The sequence below is a fragment of the Corynebacterium meitnerae genome (genome assembly GCF_027570075.1).
GTDB classification, from domain to species: domain Bacteria; phylum Actinomycetota; class Actinomycetes; order Mycobacteriales; family Mycobacteriaceae; genus Corynebacterium; species Corynebacterium meitnerae.
Map to the genome: position 1 here is coordinate 1 of NZ_JAKMUS010000011.1, position 17988 is coordinate 17988.

Sequence of the window (17988 nt, forward strand, 5' to 3'; positions counted from 1 at the left end):
GTGTGTGTTAAATCCTTCACCAGGCCCGACTACCCCTCAAGCAGGTCCTGGCCCCAGTAGTCGCCTTCATTGGTGCCGTGCGGCACTGCGAACACTGCGGAGCCGATGTGGGTGATCCACTCGTTGAGGCGGTCCGCTTCGTCGAGGCGTTGTTGGATCGGAACAAACTGCTTCAGGGGGTTCTTCTGGAAGCAGATGAAGATCTGGCCAGAGTTGGAGGTTCCGCGTGTGTCCGGCCCCGGTGGCATGTCGTAGTTGTAGGGCCGGCGATAGATCCGCTCAGAACGATCGGTGGAAAAAGCGCGCGCCATGTGGGAGTTCGGGTCAATGACGGGCAGGCCGTACTGGTCAAGGGCCTCAAAATCGGGGTCATCGAACTCGTCTGTGCCAGTCAGCGGGGCGCCGGTATCGATGGTGCGGCCCATCGCCACTTCGCGGGACGCGCGGTCCAGAATGTCCCATTCGTCCATGAGCATGGCCACACGCCGGATCACCATGGCGGTGCCGCCGCGGAGCCATTCGGGGCCGTCGTTGATCCAGATGATGTCGTCGTGCTCATCCGGTGCTGGGTTGGCGGTGCCGTCGAGCTGCCCGAACAGGTTGCGCGGGGTGGTGCCCGGTTCGATGGAGCCACGAGCATGCAAGAAGCCATCCTGCATCCAGGCAACGTCGACGTAGGTGCGCGCCGTCTTCGTCATGAAGCGTGCCGCGTGAGACAACGTGAAGCGGTCATCGGCGCAGATCTGCAGGCAGATGTCACCGCCATTCCAGGCATCAACCAGCTCGTCGCGCGAGAACTCGGGCAGATCGCCGAGCCACTCGGGGGCTTTATCGCTGAGGCCGATCTTGTCCAGCAGGCTACGCCCGTAGCCAACCGTGATGGTCAGGTTTGCGGTTGATTCAAGATTCTCGGGCTCCAGATCGGCGAGCCCGGCCAGGCCGCTGCACATGCGGCGTGCATCATCGGTCCACAGACGCATCAGCCGGATAACATCCTCGCGGCTGGTCTTGCTCTCTTTGAGGTTGAACGCGATGAGCTTGATGAAAGATTGTTGGGGCGTATCCACGCCCGCTTGATGGGGGCCGTCAAAAGGCACTCGGGCCTTGGCAAGGAAATCATTGTCGCCGGGCTCAGCGGATCCTTGGCCCGGCCGGATGTCGCTTGTCTGCGCCCCCTCAGCACACCCGCCGAGCCCCATCACCGTGAGACCGGCTACTCCTGCCGCACCGGCAGTACCAGCGCCGCGCAGGAATTGGCGGCGGGTAGCGCCAGATGGCTGCTGGTGCTCGTTCTCTGGGTGCTGGTTTAGTTCAGGCATGGCGGGTGGTGCTGCTCCTTAGGGGTTTAGTGGCCGGAGTGGTCCATGTGCTCGCTGTGGTCCATGTTCCCATGGTCCATGTCACCAGCGTAGTTCTCTTCACCGGACGGCTGCTCACGCACGGGGATCTCGGTGGTGAGGGTGGTGCCGTCGTCAAGCTTGAGCTCGACGGTCAGGTTGTCACCAGCCGGGATGGCGCCCGGGTAGTTCATGATCATCAGGTGATCGCCGCCCGGAATCAGGTCGTAGGTGCCGCCGGCCGGGATGGTGAAGCCACCTTCCTTCTCACGCATCATGCCGTCCACGGTTTCGTGGAGCTCGGTGGTTGCGCCCTCGAGGGTCGGGGAGGAGAAGGAAACGACGTTGATGTCCTTGTCGGACACGTTCTTGAGCTGGCCGAAGCAAGCGGTCATGTCAGCGTGCTTCATGTCCTTCTCGGTCATGTGCTCGTGTGCCTCGGCGTCATCCTCAGCAGCCTTTGCACGGCAGTAGCCCTCTACCAGCTGGATGACAGATGCGCTGGCGTCAGCTTCCGCAGCGGTGGTGGACTCCATGGCGGTGGTCGTTGCAGTGGCGTCGGTGGACTCACCGTCGTTGGAGCAAGCAGCCAGGCCGAGGGTGCCAGCGCACAGTGCGGCGGCGAGAGCAATGGACTTCTTAGAGTTCAGCATCGTGAGAATCTTTCTGTTGATTGGACGATGTGTGGGGTTAGTCGTGCGGGGTGCTCTTAAAGTTCCCTTGGGGGTAACGCTACCCCCAACTTTTTGTTGATCCATTGGTAGATGAGGGTTTCTACGCGCGCGACTTGCTGGTTATCCGCGGCACCCGCGTGGCCGCCGGCGGTGTTTTCGAAGTAGTCCACCGGCTGGCCTGCCTTAGCCAAAGCAAGGGCGAAGGTGCGCGCGTGCGCCGGGTGAACGCGGTCATCCCGGGTGGAGGTGGTCACTAGGGCGGGTGGATATGGGACGTCAGACGCAACATTTTCCAGGGGCGACCACGTTTCAATCGCTGCCCGCTCCTCGGGGTTATCCGGGTCGCCGTACTCAGCCATCCAGGACGCGCCGGCAGAAAGCGTGTGGTAGCGCAGCATGTCCGTCAGGGGGACTTGGATGACGGCGGCTCCGAAGAGTTCCGGGTACTGCACCAGCGCGCCGGAGGTAAGCAGGCCACCATTGGATCCACCACGGATAGCCAGCAGAGAAGGGGTGCTGTAACCCCTGGCCATGATGTCCTCGAGGACAGCGCGGTGGTCTTCCCACACTTTGTGCCGGTTGGTTTTTACCACTTGGGAGTGCCATTCCGGGCCGAATTCGCCACCGCCGCGCAGGTTCGGCTGGACGAAGAAGTTGCCGTGTTCCAGCCAGGCCATGCCGCGGATGGCGGAGTAACTCGGAGTCAAAGAGACCTCGAAACCGCCGTACCCGCCGACGAGGGTGGGGCGCGGACCGAGCGAGAAATCGCCGGTGATGAAGTAGGGGATCTTCGTCCCGTCGGCGGAGGTTGCCCAGTGCTGACGGGTCTCCAGACCTGAAGCGTCGAACTGGGCTGGGGCTTGGCGCACCACCTCACCATTGCGGAGCAGCGTTGATGGGGTGGTGAAGTTGGATACGTTGATCCACACTTCCTCACCATGCACGGGATCCAGCGGGCTCGTGGCCACGACTGAGGCGGTGGCAGCAGACGACAGATCGATCTCGGATTGTTCCCATGTGCCCAGCTCAAAGCGGGAAATGCGCGTCACCACATTGTCCAAGGTGGTTACCAAGAGGTGGGTGGAGGTGATGGAGAGGTCCTCGATGGGGGCGTCGCGGACAAGCGTGCGAATGCTCCTGTCACCCGCGAGGAATGCGTCGAGCTCGATCACTCCCAGCGCACCGGCGGGCAGACCCGCGAAGGGGGTGCGGGGGACGAGGAAAAGCCACTGTTTATGCGGGACAACCGTGCAATCGGTGGGGGCATCGATGAGAGTCATATCGCCGTGCGCGTCGCCCACGAATGTCAGCGACGTGTAAAAATCCAGCGCGCGCGTAAACGTCACGTGCTCAAAGCGGGGTGTGTGGTCCACCTGCGCGCCGACAGCAACATCGCTGCGCTCACCACGGAAAATCACCGGTGCGTTGGCAATGTCCGTGCCGCGCTCCCAACGTCGCACCTCAACCGGGTAGCCGGACTCCGTCACTGAATCCGCACCCAGGTCCGTGCCCACGAGCAGCGTGTCCAGATCCACCCAGCTCACATCGGTCTTCGCCTCCGGCAGGGTGAAACCGTCAATGAACTCACCGCGCGCCAGATCAAACTCGCGCACGACCACCGCGTCCGCCCCGCCGCGCGAGAGCCGCAACAGCGCGCGGTCATGGTGCAGCGGGCGCACGGTCGCGCCCTTCCATACCCAATCCTCATCTTCAGCGCGCGCAAGCTTATCGACGTCAACCAGCACCTCCCAATGCTCCCCACCAGCGAGATACTCCTCCGTGGTGGTGCGGCGCCACACCCCGCGGGGATGGTCACGGTCACGCCAGAAGTTGTACAGATGTTCCCCACGGCGGCTGACGTATGGGATCTTGTCTTCTGTATCCAGCGCCGCGCGCATTCGTTGTTCCAGCTCAGCCGTGCCCGGTTGGGTGCGCACCGCTTTCTCAGTGGCGTCCGACCACGTGGTGGCCCAGGTTAATGCTTCGGGGCCCGTGATCTCGTCGAGAAGCTTTGGCTCAATGCTGACGTCAGGGGTGAACTGTGTGCTCATGCCCCCACATTATCGACGTGCGACGGGCAGCAAAAAGCCCCTGCTTAGCAGGGGCTTAAGGATGAGAAGCGCTGTTACATCTTGAACGCCGGCTTAATGGTCTTCCACCAGGAGTTCTCCAGATCCTTGCGCCAGTCCGGCCAGGAGTGGGTGCCCACGTTGCGGAACTCGTAATGAGCCGGGATCTGCAGCTTGTTCAGCTTCGCGCGCAGATCGTGGTTGCAGGTATTGATCGCGGCCTCAATGACGCCACCTTCAACCTGCAGGGTCATAGCGGCAGCAGAAGCCTGTGCCGGGGTTGCGCCCTTGCCCACGAGCGTGCCCATCATGTCATTCTCTGAAGCAAGGCCGGTGGCGGTGGACACGTACAGTGCGGTGCCGCGCAGCTTATCGGCGTTCACCAGCGCATCATTCGCGCGGTTGTACGGGCCACCCATCGGGCCCCACATCTGCTCCGGGGTAACAGTCTGGTAGTTCGCACCAGCAGCACCCGCACCGCGGTTCACGGTGAGGCGAGCGAAGTTGTAAGGCGCAAAGGTCGACGTTGCAGCGCAGCCAGAGAAGGAAGCAGCAGCGTCATAGAAGCCCGGGATCTTGGTGGGCAGCACCAGTGCGGACGTGCCGGACATGGAGAAGCCAACGATTGCGCGGCGGTTATCGGCGCCCAGACGCTGCTCGATCGGTCCCGGCAGCTCCTTGGTCAGGAACGTCTCCCACTTCTGCGGGCCACGGAAGTACTCCGCCTGCGGGGTGTTCAGCCAGTCGGTGTAGTAGGAGAACGCGCCCTCCATCGGGATGACCACGTTTACGCCCTTGTCGCCGTAGAACTTCTGGGTGTCCGCGTAGGTCAACCAGTCATTGTTCTGCTCCGCGCCGCCGGCACCGTTGAGCAAGTACACCGTCGGGGCGTTCTTGACCAGCTGGCCAGCCTCATTGCGGGCTGGGATTACTGCAACCGGGATGTCGCGACCCATAGACGGGGAGCTCACCCAGAAGGCCCAGACCTTGTTGTGGTCAACCTCGTCGACCCACTTGGCCTTCTCGCCGGTGGAGACAGCGATGGGGGCGGGGTTGGCGTTCCAGTTCTTTACCGTACCCACGGGGGTGTTGCCTGCTGCCTGGGCAGCAGTGACCGGGGCGGCGTCCGCTGGTGCGGCAGTCGCGGCACCAACTGCGATCGCGGATGCGGCCGCGATGGCGAGGATGGGGCGGAAGAGCTTCATGGTGTTCCTTTACTTTCGGGTTCACTCTCACTATTCGCTTTAGCGGTGGTGGGTGTTACCGGCATATAAACTTAAAATCGCACTTGACTTTAACTGTGGGCCAGCTGACCGACAAGCGGAATAAAGTTACAGTTGTGACACAAGTGAATCATGTTACTGTTAGTTTCGGCTGTAACGACATCGGGCTGCTTCACGACAAACTGCGTGAAAGGGCCTCATGCAACCTCATGCAATCCCATGCAACCGTATGAACGTAGGCATATTCATTTAAAGGAAAAGGACAACCATGAACTTCATCGAGCAGTTCCAGCTTATGATCAACCAGTTCCTCGGCGGCTTCGTCCATGAGGCATCCTCCATGTCTTCGGGCCTCGCCCTCGCTCTGGGCATGTTCTAAGGGCAACTGCCTCCTGCGGTTGACGCAGTAGAAAGCAATCGGCCCTCCCCCTTAGTCCCTGGCGGACATTAGGGGAGGGCCGATTTTTTGATGCTGACGTGCAGCTGCGGAATCAGGGTTAAGGGTCAAAAAGTGTGTCTAGAATCGACGTTTTACGGCGGCTGGCCTGCGGAGATGCCGAAAGTATATGCTTCGGGAATCCAACAGCCCATTGTGGTGAAACACCCGGGCCTGCTTCTTGGGGTGTGGCCGTGTTGCCTAACATCAACCGGGGGTGCGGCGGACGGCATGGCTCCCGGAAATGGGCATGCCGAAAGACCAGCTATTGCTGGCTTTCGGCGCTTTGGCGTTGATGGGTCGGTTTGACTATCGCACTAAACGGCGACCCGCGACCTGGGTTTTTGCCGCGCGCGGATCGCCATAGTCAAACCAACTCTTTTTGGGCACACCAAATAGCCGGACGTGCCGGCTATTCGCTGTTTACCTCCCGTAGAGCAGCGTCATTGCCCCAAAGGGGTGGACGGTGTTGGGGATGAGGTATCCGTTCGGTGATCTCCACATTGGTGTGCCCCGGATGTTTTCCACCCGGCCGTGGTGGGGTTTGGATGGGTCATCGTCGTTGGTTCTGTTGTGGTACCTGCACAGCATGGCCAGGTTGTTCATGTTGGTCAGTCCGCCCTTGGACCATGCTGTGATGTGGTGGACTTCGCAGTTATCGGCCGCATGCCTGCAGTCCGGTACAGGACACGTTGGCATGGTGGCCCGGGCTAGGTCGCGTTGTTTCTGGTTCGCGAAGCGTTGCGTGTCGTACAGGTTGACGGGGCCTTCTTGTGGGTGGAACATCGCTACTTCTAGGACGTCCCCAAAGTTCTGGGCCAGGAAGTCTGCACCGGTCATGGTGGTGCCGTCAGTTAGCCCCAGGATGACGTCGTCGCCGTCGCCTTTCATGATTGTGATGTGCTCGTCCAGTGGGATGAGCACCAAGGGGCGCGGCACTGCCGGGGCAATGCCGGAAGGAGTGTCATCCTCGGAAGGGCGCAGGCCAAGGATGGCCATGAGCTTTTCGTACATTTGCGGACCGGCAGGACCATCAGTGAGGTTTTGGCGTGTCGCGAACTCAATAGCTGCAGCGTCTTCTTCCAGCGCCATGATGGTCACAGGACGCCTCTTCTTGTTCGAGCGGCCATACCGGACTGTGGGTTCCGGGGCAGGCTTGTCCACCTCAGGCACGATGTCCTTGGAACGGCGCTTCAGTGTGTCGTAATTGCCCGGAATAGACAGCAGGGCAAGCCGTAAGTCCCACTTTTCTTTCGGGTCGGTGAAAGGTGCTACTCGGGATTCGATGTAGACGAGTTGATCCATCGATTTCTGAGTCGAGCGCGCCACCTTGATGGCGTTGGCTTGCTTGCGGGTGAACTTCGTTTTCCCGTAGTAAACCTTGTAAACCTTCGACCATTCACGAATAAGACCGGGTTTGCAGCCAAGGCTGATGAGCTCCTGGGCATCAAAGGATGCCAGGAGCTCAATGGGGTTGATCAACCCCGCTACGGAAGCTGCAAACGATGTCATGCCATGCACGCTAAACCGAAACGCAACAACGCGCGAGAAGGGCCCCAAAAACCTGTGGATAACCCAAAAATCTATCCACAGGGGTCGCGGGCCACAGCCCGCGACGAATGGAGCGGACCAGCGGAAACAGGCCGGTTCCCACAAAACCCAAAAAAGTTTCAGGAACTTACCGCGGAACTAAAACGACCGCATCCTCTGCTGTTTTTCGATGCTGCGAGGCAGTGGTCCTTTGAATCTTTTACTGGCTCGACTTGTTGGCGTTCCAGGAAGAGGACTCCGGCACGGTTTCCTCCTTGCTCGGTGCGACGAACTTGTCGCCGAGCAGGGCTGGGCCGATCACCTTTTCCCAGGAGCGCTTCATATCATCGCGCCACACCGGCCAGGAGTGGGTGCCAGCATTCTTGAACTCGTAATGTGCTGGGATGTCCAGGCTGTTGAGCTTCGCGCGCAGATCGTGGGTGCACGAGTTCGTCGCTGCCTCGATCACGCCGCCTTCCACGGTGGTGGTCATCGAGCCGGTGTAGGCATTCATGGAATTCTGACCATGATTCAGGCGGTAGCCGAACATGTCCTCCGCAGCTGCGAGGCCAGAGGCGTTAGAGATGTACAGCGCGGAACCCTTGAGCTTCTCTGCATTCACCAGTGCGTCGTTGTACCGGTTGTACGGGCTGCCCATCGGGCCCCACATGTCAGCCGGGGTGACGGACGAGTAGGTCGGTTCGTACGCTGCGCGGTTCACGGTCAGTGAAGAGAACACCCACGGGAATGGGGTAGAGGTGGCTGCGCAGCCGGAGAAGGAGCCAACTGCCTGGTACTCGCCCGGGTAGTGCTGTGCCAGCAGCAGGGAAGAGGTGGCGGACATGGACATACCCACGACACCGCGCTTGGATGCGTCGGCGGTGAGGTAGCCCTCTACCGGTTCGCGCAGCTCGCGGCCCAGGAACGTGGTCCACTTCTGTGCACCCTTGAAGTACGGGGACTTCTTTTTCAGCTCATCGCCGTCCGTCAGCCAGTCAACGTAGTAGGAGAAAGCGCCCTCCATCGGGATAACCACGTTGACACCCTTGCCGGGGAAGTACTTGTGGGCCTTGCCCACGTCGACCCAGTCCGCATCTTGCTCCGCGCCGCCAGCGCCGTTGAGCATGTACAGGGTCGGTGCGTTCGGGATACGCGTCGTCTTATCCGGACCGGTAGCCGGGATGATGGCCACCGGGATCCAACGGTTCATGGACTCTGACCAAACTTCCCATGCCTCAACGCCCTCCGCGCCGAACCAGGACTGTGCTGCTTTGCTGCCTACCTGCAGGGGCGCCTTGGTCAGCTTGCGCATCTCACTGGGGTTCGCTGGCTGGTCCGCAACATTGGGTTCAGAGTCGCTGCCTTCGGGGGCGTCAGCATTGTCAGCACCTTCAGCCGTCTCGCCTGCTTCAGGCTTCTCGGCGTCGGCTGTAGGGGCTTCATTGGAGGCTTGTCCATCGGTGGTGTCCTGCGCGTCAGTGCCTGTGTCAGAATCAGAGTCAGCCTCGGTCTCTGACGGGGTGCCGGTATCAGCGACGGTGTCAGTGGTCTCCTCAACGAGGGGAGCGAAGACAGGGGTGGAATCGGCCGCGGTGTAAGAACCTGCGATGATGGCGCCTGCGGTTGCGGCGGCCAGCACGGGGCGAGACAGCTTCATAGGGGGAGCCCTTCTTAGATGGCTGGACGGATGAGTCAGTTGTATGTGATGCATCTGGCCGGTTGTTCCCGGCAACTTTTAACATCATGCCAAAACTTGGGTGAACTTTGAACCGGAAACCATTTGAAAAACGAAAGACCCCTGTTTGGGGAGCAGAAATCGCTGAGAGGAAACCTGTCCGAGCGTTTATGCGCGAGCGCACGTATCCTAGTGGGCGTGGCTAATGAACATTTTGACGTTGTAGTACTCGGCGCGGGCCCTGGTGGCTACGTCGCCGCAATCCGTGCGGCTCAACTGGGTAAGAAGGTTGCGGTCGTAGAGAAGCAGTATTGGGGCGGTGTCTGCCTCAATGTGGGTTGTATCCCTTCGAAGTCCCTCATTAAGAACGCTGAGGTCGCGCACATCTTCAAGCATGAGGCGAAGACCTTTGGCATTAAGGGTGAGGTGTCCTTTGATTACGAGGATGCGCACAAGCGCTCCCGTCAGGTCTCCGAGAAGATCGTGGGCGGCGTCCACTACTTGATGAAGAAGAACAAGATCACGGAGATCCATGGTCTGGGTTCCTTCAAGGGCGCTAAGACGATTGAGATCACCGAGGGCGATGACAAGGGCAAGGAAATCTCCTTCGATGACTGCATCATCGCTACCGGTTCTGTGGTGAAGACCCTGCCGGGCATCGAGCTGTCTGAGAACGTGGTGTCCTTCGAGGAGCAGATCCTCAACCCGAAGGCCCCGGAGAAGATGGTCATCGTTGGTGCCGGTGCGATCGGCATGGAGTTCGCGTACGTGCTGTCCAACTACGGTGTGGACGTCACGGTCGTGGAGTTCATGGACCGCGTTCTGCCGAACGAGGACAAGGACGTATCCAAGGAGATCGCCCGCGCGTACAAGAAGCTTGGCGTGAAGCTCATGACGGGTCACGCGACCACGGCTGTGCGCGATAACGGTGACTCGGTCGAGGTGGACATCCAGAAGAAGGGCTCCGATGACACGGAGACTCTGACCGTGGACCGCGTGATGGTTGCTGTTGGCTTCCAGCCGCGCACCGAGGGTTACGGCCTGGAGAACACCGGCGTGGAGCTTACTGAGCGCGGCGCAATCGCCGTCGATGAGCGCATGCGCACCAATGTTGAGGGCATCTACGCTATCGGCGATGTCACCGCGAAGCTGCAGCTTGCTCACGTGGCTGAGGCCATGGGCATCGTGGCTGCGGAGACCATTGCTGACGCAGAGACGATGGAGCTCGGCGATTACCAGATGATGCCGCGCGCAACCTTCTGCAACCCGCAGGTCGCTTCCATGGGTTACACCGAGGAGCAGGCACGCGAGAAGTTTGCGGACAAGGACATCAAGGTCGCTACCTTCCCGTTCTCCGCGAACGGTAAGGCGCTTGGTCTGGCTGAGGCTCAGGGCTTTGGCAAGCTCATCGTTGACGGTGAGTTCGGTGAGATCCTTGGCGCACACCTTGTTGGCCCGAATGTTTCGGAGCTCCTCCCGGAGGTCAACCTCGCGCAGCGTTTCGACCTCACCGCAGGTGAGATCGCACGCAACGTGCACATTCACCCGACGCTGTCTGAGGTGCTCAAGGAGATCGCACACGGCGTTGAAGGTCACATGATCAACCTGTAAGCATTTGCTTATCGACGGGTAGTGGGCCCCAAACTCCACCTTTTCAGGCGGAGTTTGGGGTTTTTGTGCTTCTTACACCGCCAAATTGTTTTGTGGGCGGTAAGTTTGTTGGTGATCTGCACCACATGAAATAAGCGGGAAGGGTTAAGACATGTCTACGAACAATCCCAGCGGTGGCCCCACGCCGGGCCCGAACGATCCGAAGAGCAGTGAGGACGCTCAGTCTGGCACGCCCTCTACGAGTGGGTACACGCCTTCGAGCTACTCCAGCGGCGCGCCGAGCGGCAGCAGCAGCTCTTCTGGGTACACGAGCTCCCAGTACAGCAGCACGCCGTCGTCGTACAGCTCAAACCCCACATCCTCTTACAGCCAGTCCAATCAGGCCGGTAAGCCGAGCCAGTACGGTTCAACCAGTCAGCCTGGCCAATCGGGTGCTGGTTCCCCATACGGTGGACAGCAGTACGGCGGGGCACAATCGGGTTCTGGTTACGGTATTTCCGGATACGGTGCGCAGGGTGGTTCAAACCCGCAGCCCCTGCGGAGTGATATGAACGAAACCCGTGAATTCGGCGCGCCACAGTCGACGTATGCGCAGGCGGGGCAGCAGGGCTACCAGCATGGTGGCCAAGGTTCGCAGTATGCGGGTGCCCAGAGTGGTTACGGCTCGCAGCATGGGGGTGCTCAGTACGGTGCGCCGGGTCAGCAGGGCCCCTACGGTGGCGGCGCCAATCAGAGCCCGTACCCGGGCATGCCTCAGCAGGAGAGTGGGGATAAGCCCAACGTCGCGGGCATTATTGGTCTGATCCTCGCAGTGGTTGGTTTCATCCTCTCGTGCATCCCGATCGTTCAGATCTTTGGCTGGCTCGTGCTGCTTCTGGCGCTGATTTTGGGTGTTGTCGGCCTATTCATCCAGTCCAAGTCGAAGATTCCGGCTGTTGCGGCGATTGTGGTCTCGATTATTGGTGGCATTGTGGGAACATTCGTGTCCGCTGGCATTCTCGCAGCGATTTTAGCCAACGGCGATTTTGAGTCGACTACTAATGATCCGGCTACGGCAGAAAGCTCGGCTTCGGCGGAGAGTGATGCGGCTAAGCCATCGAGCACTGAGAAGGAGTCGGCCCCGGATAGCAATGACAAGGGCACCCGCGAAGATCCATTGGCTTTGGGGACCCCGATTGAGAGTGGGGACTGGATCATCACGGTGAACTCCGTGGACTTGAACGCGCACGACAAGGTTATGAATGAGAACCCATTCAACGATGATCCGGGAGCGGACAAAGAGTACATCTTGGTCAACGTGACTGCGGAGTATCAGGGCGATACAGCTGAAGGCGAGGGCGTCTTGTTGGATATTGCATACGTGGGAGCGGACGGCAATACCTATTCATGGTTGGATAACGTCGCCGTTGTTCCGGATGACCTGGACATGATGAAGCCTCTGTTCAAGGGCGGCAGCGTTTCCGGCAATATCGGCATCGCTGTCCCGAAGGACACCAAGGATCAAGGTGTCGTGTCCATCCGCTCGGGCTTTGAGGATAAGAAGCACTTCGTCGCAGTGAAGTAGGGCTGTGAAGTAGGAGAGCGAAACTGTGCCCCCGGTTCCGGAGTGGAGCCGGGGGCACAGTTGCGTGAAAGAGAGGATTACAGGCGGTTTTAGGGGGACGGGCAAGGAGAATCTAATTAGGCTGATCTAACCAACCAAAGGTTGACACCCTTCGGGGTGAACCTGGTGGGGGTGACCAAAATTGGGTGTTGAAAGTGGGGAAATTCACACCTTCGGGTGGGGAGTGTGGGGCGTATGTTGTTCAGTTCATGCGTTGGGGGAGAAACAACAGCGCACAGGGGGTGTGAGTGAGGCTTTGAAGGGGGTGGCGGGGGGACGTCGAAAAGCAAAGGCGTCGAAGCGTGCGCGAAACGGTGCCAAAAGTAGTGAAAAGCGGGGGTAATCGATGGATTTGAACCTGCTCGAGTCGTGAGAAACCTCAAAGAAACCGTAAAGTTAAATCGACACTGGAGGTGCCATGACTGTAAAAAACGCAGATCGTGACGCAATTCGTCACGGCAAAATCACTGAACAGCCGCTGCGTGAGCGGCCTGGAGTGCCTACCTGGGCACTCAAGCTCATCATGGCCGTGACCGGCCTGTTCTTCTTCTTGTTCGTCATCGGCCACATGGTCGGTAACCTCAAGATCTTCATGCCGGACCACGGCAATGTCGCCGCGATCGATGAGTACGGCGAGTTCCTGCGCTCGATGGGCCAGCCCATTTTCCCAGGTGAGTCGCTGCTGTGGATCATCCGCATCGTGCTTCTTGCCTGCCTGGTGCTGCACGTGTGGGGCGCATTTGTCCTGCACGGTCGTTCCCGTCAGTCGCGCGGTAAGTTCCGTCGCACCAACCTGATGGGTGGCCTGCAGTCCACCGCTGCTCGCTGGATGCTGGTGACCGGCGCGATCCTGCTGCTGTTCATCATCTTCCACCTGCTGGACCTGACCATTGGTGAGGTTGTGGCCTCGGACAGCTTCGTTGCTGGCTCGATCAAGGCAAACATGATCGCCACCTTCGATCCGGCTCGCTGGCCGGTCACCCTGTTCTACGTGGTGGCAATGCTCGCGCTCTTCATGCACCTCACCCACGGTGTGTACCTGGCTGTGTCTGACCTGGGCTGGCTGGGCAAGCGTGGCCACGCGATCATGGTCGTCCTGGCCTACTGGATCCCGGCCATCGTTGTGATTGCCAACATTGCGATGCCGCTGGCTATCGCATTCGGATTGGTGTCTTAGGAACTGCTGGAGGAACCTCAATGACTACTGCAACTAACCCGGCAACTGACGCCGGCAAAAAGGACTTCACTAACCCGCAGTCCAAGGCTCAGGGTGTAACTCCGGGCACCATCCTGGAGAACAACGAGCCCAAGGGCATCCCGATGCGCGACATGTGGAGCTACCAGAAGGACCACATGGAGCTGGTCTCCCCGCTGAACCGTCGTAAGTTCACGGTCATCGTCGTGGGTACCGGCCTGTCCGGTGGTGCTGCCGCAGCCGCACTCGGCGAGCTTGGCTACAACGTGAAGAACTTCACCTACCACGACGCTCCGCGCCGTGCGCACTCCATTGCTGCGCAGGGTGGCGTGAACTCCGCCCGCGGTAAGAAGATGGACAATGACGGTGCGTACCGCCACACCAAGGACACCGTCAAGGGCGGCGACTACCGCTGCCGCGAGTCTGACTGCTGGCGCCTCGCTGTTGAGTCTGTCCGCGTGATCGACCACATGAACGCGATCGGCGCACCGTTCGCTCGTGAGTACGGCGGCGCACTGGCCACCCGTTCCTTCGGTGGTGTGCAGGTCTCCCGTACCTACTACACCCGTGGTCAAACAGGTCAGCAGCTCCAGCTGTCCACGGCATCTGCGCTGCAGCGCCAGATCCACCTGGGCAACGTGGAGATCTTCACCCACAACGACCTCGTTGACTTCATCATCACTGAGAAGGACGGCAAGAAGCGTTGCCAGGGCATTGTCACCCGTAACCTGATCACGGGCGAGCTCGTTCCGTTCACCGGCCACGCTGTTGTGCTGGCTACCGGCGGCTACGGCAACGTGTACCACAAGACCACGCTGGCGAAGAACTCCAATGCTTCCGCCATCATGCGTGCGTACGAGCACGGTGCTTACCTGGCATCCCCGGCTTTCGTGCAGTTCCACCCGACGGGTCTTCCGGTCAACGCTAAGTGGCAGGCCAAGACGACCCTGATGTCGGAGTCCCTGCGTAACGACGGCCGTATTTGGGTGCCGAAGCAGCAGGGCGATGACCGTCCGGCAAATGAGATTCCGGAAGAGGATCGTGACTACTTCCTGGAGCGCCGCTACCCGGCCTTCGGCAACCTGGTCCCGCGTGACGTCGCTTCCCGCGCTATCTCCCAGGAGATCAACGCTGGCCGCGGTGTCGGTGCACTGCACAACGCTGCGTACCTGGACTTCGCAGACGCCATCGAGCGTCTGGGCAAGGACACCATCAAGGAGCGCTACTCGAACCTGTTCGAGATGTACTTCGACTCTGTCGGTGAGGACCCGTACGAGTCCCCGATGCTCATCGCACCGACCGTTCACTTCACCATGGGTGGTCTGTGGACTGACTTCAACGAGATGACCTCCATCGACGGCCTGTTCGCCGCTGGTGAGTGCTCTTGGACCTACCACGGTGCAAACCGTCTGGGTGCAAACTCGCTGCTGTCCGCTTCCGTTGACGGCTGGTTCACCCTGCCGTTCACGGTTCCGAACTACCTCGCTGGCCACCTGAACGAGCCGGTGCTCGAGCTGGAGGCACCTGAGGTCACCGCAGCCGTGACCCGCTCCCAGGAGCTCATTGACCGTCTGATGAACATCAACGGCTCTGACCCGCACGGCCCGGACTACTACCACGAGCAGCTCGGTGCGATCCTTTACGAATCGTGCGGTGTTGCACGTAACGTGGAGCTCATGGAGAAGGGCCTCAAGGCTGTCCGTGAACTGCGCCGTGACTTCTGGGCAAACGTCAACATCCCGGGCGACGCAATGGACATGAACCAGCCCCTGGAGAACGCCATCCGTGTGGCGGACTACATCAACCTGGGTGAGCTCATGATCATTGACGCTCTGGACCGCGACGAGTCCTGTGGTGCGCACTACCGTGAAGACCACCTCTCTGAAGATGGCGAGGCAGAGCGTGACGACGAGAACTGGTGCTTCGTCTCCGCATGGGAGCCGGCTGGGGATGAGAAGTTCATCCGCCACGCTGAGCCCCTGTACTTCGATTCGATCCCGCTGATGACAAGGAACTACAAGTAATGAAACTGACACTTGAGATCTGGCGTCAGGCCGGACCCGACGCCGAAGGATCCTTCGAGACCGTTCAGGTGGATGACGCTGTTGAGCAGATGTCCATCCTGGAGCTGTTGGATCACGTAAACAACGCCCGCGTTGAGGAAGGCAAGGAGCCTTTCACCTTCGCATCTGACTGCCGTGAGGGCATCTGTGGTACCTGTGGCCTGACCGTGAACGGTCGCCCGCACGGTGCTGGCCAGAACATCACCGCCTGCCTGCAGCGCCTGTTCAACTACAAGGACGGCGACACGCTGCGCATCGAGCCGTTCCGTTCGGCTGCGTTCCCGGTGATCAAGGACCTCACCGTTGACCGCTCCGCACTGGACCGCGTTATGCAGCAGGGTGGCTACGTGTCCATCCAGGCTGGTACCGCTCCGGATGCAGATACCCTGCACGTCAACCACCAGACCGCTGAGAAGGCACTCGACTTCGCTGCCTGCATCGGCTGTGGTGCTTGCGTGGCTGCCTGCCCGAACGGTGCAGCTCACCTGTTCACCGGCGCGAAGCTGTCCCACCTGAAGCTCCTGCCGCTGGGCAAGGAGGAGCGCGGTAAGCGTGCTCGTCAGATGGTTGATGAGCTGGAGACCAACTTCGGCCACTGCACCCTCTTCGGCGAGTGTGCAGATGTCTGCCCGGCTGGTATCCCGCTGGAGGCTGTCGGCGCTGTCAACCGTGAGCGTGCTCGCGCAGCGTTCCGCGGCAAGGACGACTAGGGTTTGGCTTAAAGGAAGAGAGGAAATTCCATGAGCGGACACAATGGTCCCGCACCTGTTGCGGATATTTCGGTGGAGAACTTCCCGGAGTACGGCCAGAAGATCCAGGATGGCTACATCGAGGGCTATGACCCGGTGTCGCTGGGTGCCCCGCACTCTTCGCTGGTGCGTAACACCACGTGGATTGGCATGGGTCTGATGCTGGCTTCCCTGGCTGGCATGGGCACCCTGATCTACGGTGCTGGCACTTACATCTGGGGCCACGGTGCATCGGACAACATCACCAATGAGCTTCTCATTGCTGGTGCTGTGATGACTGCGGTGATGGTGATTGGTTCTATCATCCTGATCACCGTTGGTCGTAAGAACTACAAGGCTTACCGCAAGGAGACGGGCCGCCGTAACTAACGGCGTCTCAGCCGTAGCCGAGACGAATATATAAAGCGGAGACCTCCCACTCGACGTGCAAACGTGAGTGGGAGGTTTCTTTGCGCTTTAATCGTTTTATGGCCAAGCACTCACTTGATACTCCTGCTTCCGTTTCGCGCCGGTTGGAGGTTCCTGGTCCGTCACCGGAGGTGGAGGCGGAGCGGCGCCGTTCGTTGCGGATCTACAAGGCGTGGATGACGGGGTTGCTCGTCTTCGCGGCGATCGTTTTCCTGGCCTGTTCGTGGTGGACTGATCACGCTGGTGGGGATGTGCCGGGGTGGGTCGGTTATGTCCGGGCCGCGGCGGAGGCCGGCATGGTGGGCGGCCTTGCGGACTGGTTCGCGGTGACGGCGCTGTTCCGTTATCCGATGGGTATTCCGATTCCGCATACGGCGCTTGTGCCGCGGAAGAAGGACCAGATTGGTGGGGCTTTGTCGGAGTTCGTGGGGGAGAACTTCCTGAATGCGCAGTTGATTACGGAGAAGGTCTCTGAGGCCAATGTGCCGGAGAAGATCGGTGCCTGGTTGGCGCAGCCGGCGAATGCGGAGAAGGTCTCAGAGCAGGTTGGTCGGTTCACGGCGAATGCGGTGGGCGCGATTGATCCGGCGGATGCGGAGGCCCTGATTAATCAGCAGGTGATTGATCGTTTCGCGGAGCCCGCGTGGGGGCCACCGTTGGGTAGGATGCTGGATTCACTCATCGCGGATGGCAAGGTTGAGCCGGTTGTGCAGGAGATCATCACGTGGGGTCGCGGCAAGGTCGGGGAGATGGAAGACACGGTTGTCTCCATGATCGATGACCGCATGCCGCGGTGGGCGCCGCGTTTTGCCAAGGATCTTGTGGGCGAGCGGGTGTACCGCGAGCTCGTGGATTTCATGGAGGAAATTGATACGGATCCGCAGCATGATGCGCGTCGCGCGATTCGCCAGATGCTCTCGCAGTTCGCGCAGGATCTGCAGTTTGATGCCGCCATGATCACCCGGGTTGAGGGCCTGAAGCAGGACATCATGGGCTCACGCGCGGCACAGAATCTTGCGGGAGAGATGTGGTCAGCCGTATCGCAGTCGCTTATCGACGCCGCCGTCGACCCCTCCTCCCTCCTCCGCCGCCGCGTCGCCGAATTGGCCCAGGAGTGGGGCGAGCGGATCACCACTGATGCTCAGCTGCGGGAAGAGCTGGATCGTCGAATTAAGGGCGGTGCCCGCTTCGTCGCAGACAACTACGCGGATGACATCACTGGGATCATCTCCGACACGATTGAGCGGTGGGATGGCAAGGAAGCAGCAGAGAAGATCGAGCTGATGGTGGGTAAGGATCTGCAGTTCATTCGCATGAACGGCACGATTGTCGGCGCGCTGGCCGGGTTGGCTATTTACACTGTGAGTCAGTTCCTGTTCTAAGCTCGACTTTTGTTGGGTCTAATAACCCGCCAT

13 protein-coding genes are annotated in these 17988 nt (G+C 60.1%); 7 read left to right on the top strand and 6 right to left on the bottom strand.

Features of this window, described 5'->3' with window-relative positions; genetic code table 11:
* Positions 1–29: 29 nt before the first annotated feature.
* From L8U60_RS07490 to L8U60_RS07515, 6 genes are all read right to left on the bottom strand, one after another.
* On the bottom strand, positions 30–1319 hold the full coding sequence (locus L8U60_RS07490; RefSeq protein ID WP_269965744.1) for a Dyp-type peroxidase: 1290 nt from the start codon (positions 1317–1319) through the stop codon (positions 30–32).
* Between the two features lie 26 nt (positions 1320–1345).
* A complete protein-coding gene (locus L8U60_RS07495; protein ID WP_269965745.1) occupies positions 1346–1990 on the bottom strand; it encodes a copper chaperone PCu(A)C in 645 nt (214 codons plus the stop codon).
* A 56-nt stretch (positions 1991–2046) separates the two neighbouring features.
* Positions 2047–4062, bottom strand: coding sequence for a prolyl oligopeptidase family serine peptidase (locus L8U60_RS07500; protein ID WP_269965746.1), 2016 nt, complete (start codon positions 4060–4062; stop codon positions 2047–2049).
* A 74-nt stretch (positions 4063–4136) separates the two neighbouring features.
* Positions 4137–5285 (bottom strand): alpha/beta hydrolase, encoded by a 1149-nt coding sequence (locus tag L8U60_RS07505; RefSeq protein ID WP_269965747.1) that lies wholly within the window; start codon positions 5283–5285, stop codon positions 4137–4139.
* A gap of 877 nt (positions 5286–6162) precedes the next feature.
* Positions 6163–7251: an HNH endonuclease signature motif containing protein gene (locus L8U60_RS07510; protein WP_269965748.1), complete on the bottom strand. Its 1089-nt coding sequence runs from the start codon at positions 7249–7251 to the stop codon at positions 6163–6165.
* A gap of 238 nt (positions 7252–7489) precedes the next feature.
* Entirely contained in the window at positions 7490–8926 is a 1437-nt protein-coding gene (locus L8U60_RS07515; RefSeq protein WP_269965749.1) for an alpha/beta hydrolase-fold protein, read from the bottom strand.
* Positions 8927–9142: 216 nt separating this feature from the next.
* On the opposite strand from L8U60_RS07515, the gene lpdA reads away from it, so the two are divergent.
* The 7 genes from lpdA to L8U60_RS07550 all read left to right on the top strand — a co-directional run bounded on the left by lpdA (position 9143) and on the right by L8U60_RS07550 (position 17955).
* Positions 9143–10555, top strand: coding sequence for a dihydrolipoyl dehydrogenase (gene lpdA, locus L8U60_RS07520; RefSeq protein ID WP_269965750.1), 1413 nt, complete (start codon positions 9143–9145; stop codon positions 10553–10555).
* Positions 10556–11102: 547 nt separating this feature from the next.
* Positions 11103–12119 carry a DUF4352 domain-containing protein gene (locus L8U60_RS07525; RefSeq protein WP_269965751.1) on the top strand — a complete coding sequence of 339 codons (1017 nt, stop codon included), beginning with the start codon at positions 11103–11105 and terminating at the stop codon, positions 12117–12119.
* 457 nt (positions 12120–12576) lie between these two features.
* Positions 12577–13335, top strand: coding sequence for a succinate dehydrogenase cytochrome b subunit (locus tag L8U60_RS07530; protein ID WP_269965752.1), 759 nt, complete (start codon positions 12577–12579; stop codon positions 13333–13335).
* A gap of 20 nt (positions 13336–13355) precedes the next feature.
* Positions 13356–15377: a fumarate reductase/succinate dehydrogenase flavoprotein subunit gene (locus L8U60_RS07535; RefSeq protein ID WP_269965753.1), complete on the top strand. Its 2022-nt coding sequence runs from the start codon at positions 13356–13358 to the stop codon at positions 15375–15377.
* The gene (locus L8U60_RS07540; RefSeq protein ID WP_269965754.1) at positions 15377–16126 is read left to right on the top strand and encodes a succinate dehydrogenase/fumarate reductase iron-sulfur subunit; all 750 of its coding nucleotides are present in this window, start codon (positions 15377–15379) and stop codon (positions 16124–16126) included. The genes L8U60_RS07535 and L8U60_RS07540 overlap by 1 nt, the downstream gene beginning before the upstream one ends.
* A 30-nt stretch (positions 16127–16156) precedes the next feature.
* On the top strand, positions 16157–16534 hold the full coding sequence (locus tag L8U60_RS07545; protein ID WP_269965755.1) for a hypothetical protein: 378 nt from the start codon (positions 16157–16159) through the stop codon (positions 16532–16534).
* Positions 16535–16632: 98 nt separating this feature from the next.
* Positions 16633–17955, top strand: coding sequence for a DUF445 domain-containing protein (locus L8U60_RS07550; RefSeq protein ID WP_269965756.1), 1323 nt, complete (start codon positions 16633–16635; stop codon positions 17953–17955).
* The last annotated feature ends 33 nt before the right edge of the window (positions 17956–17988 follow it).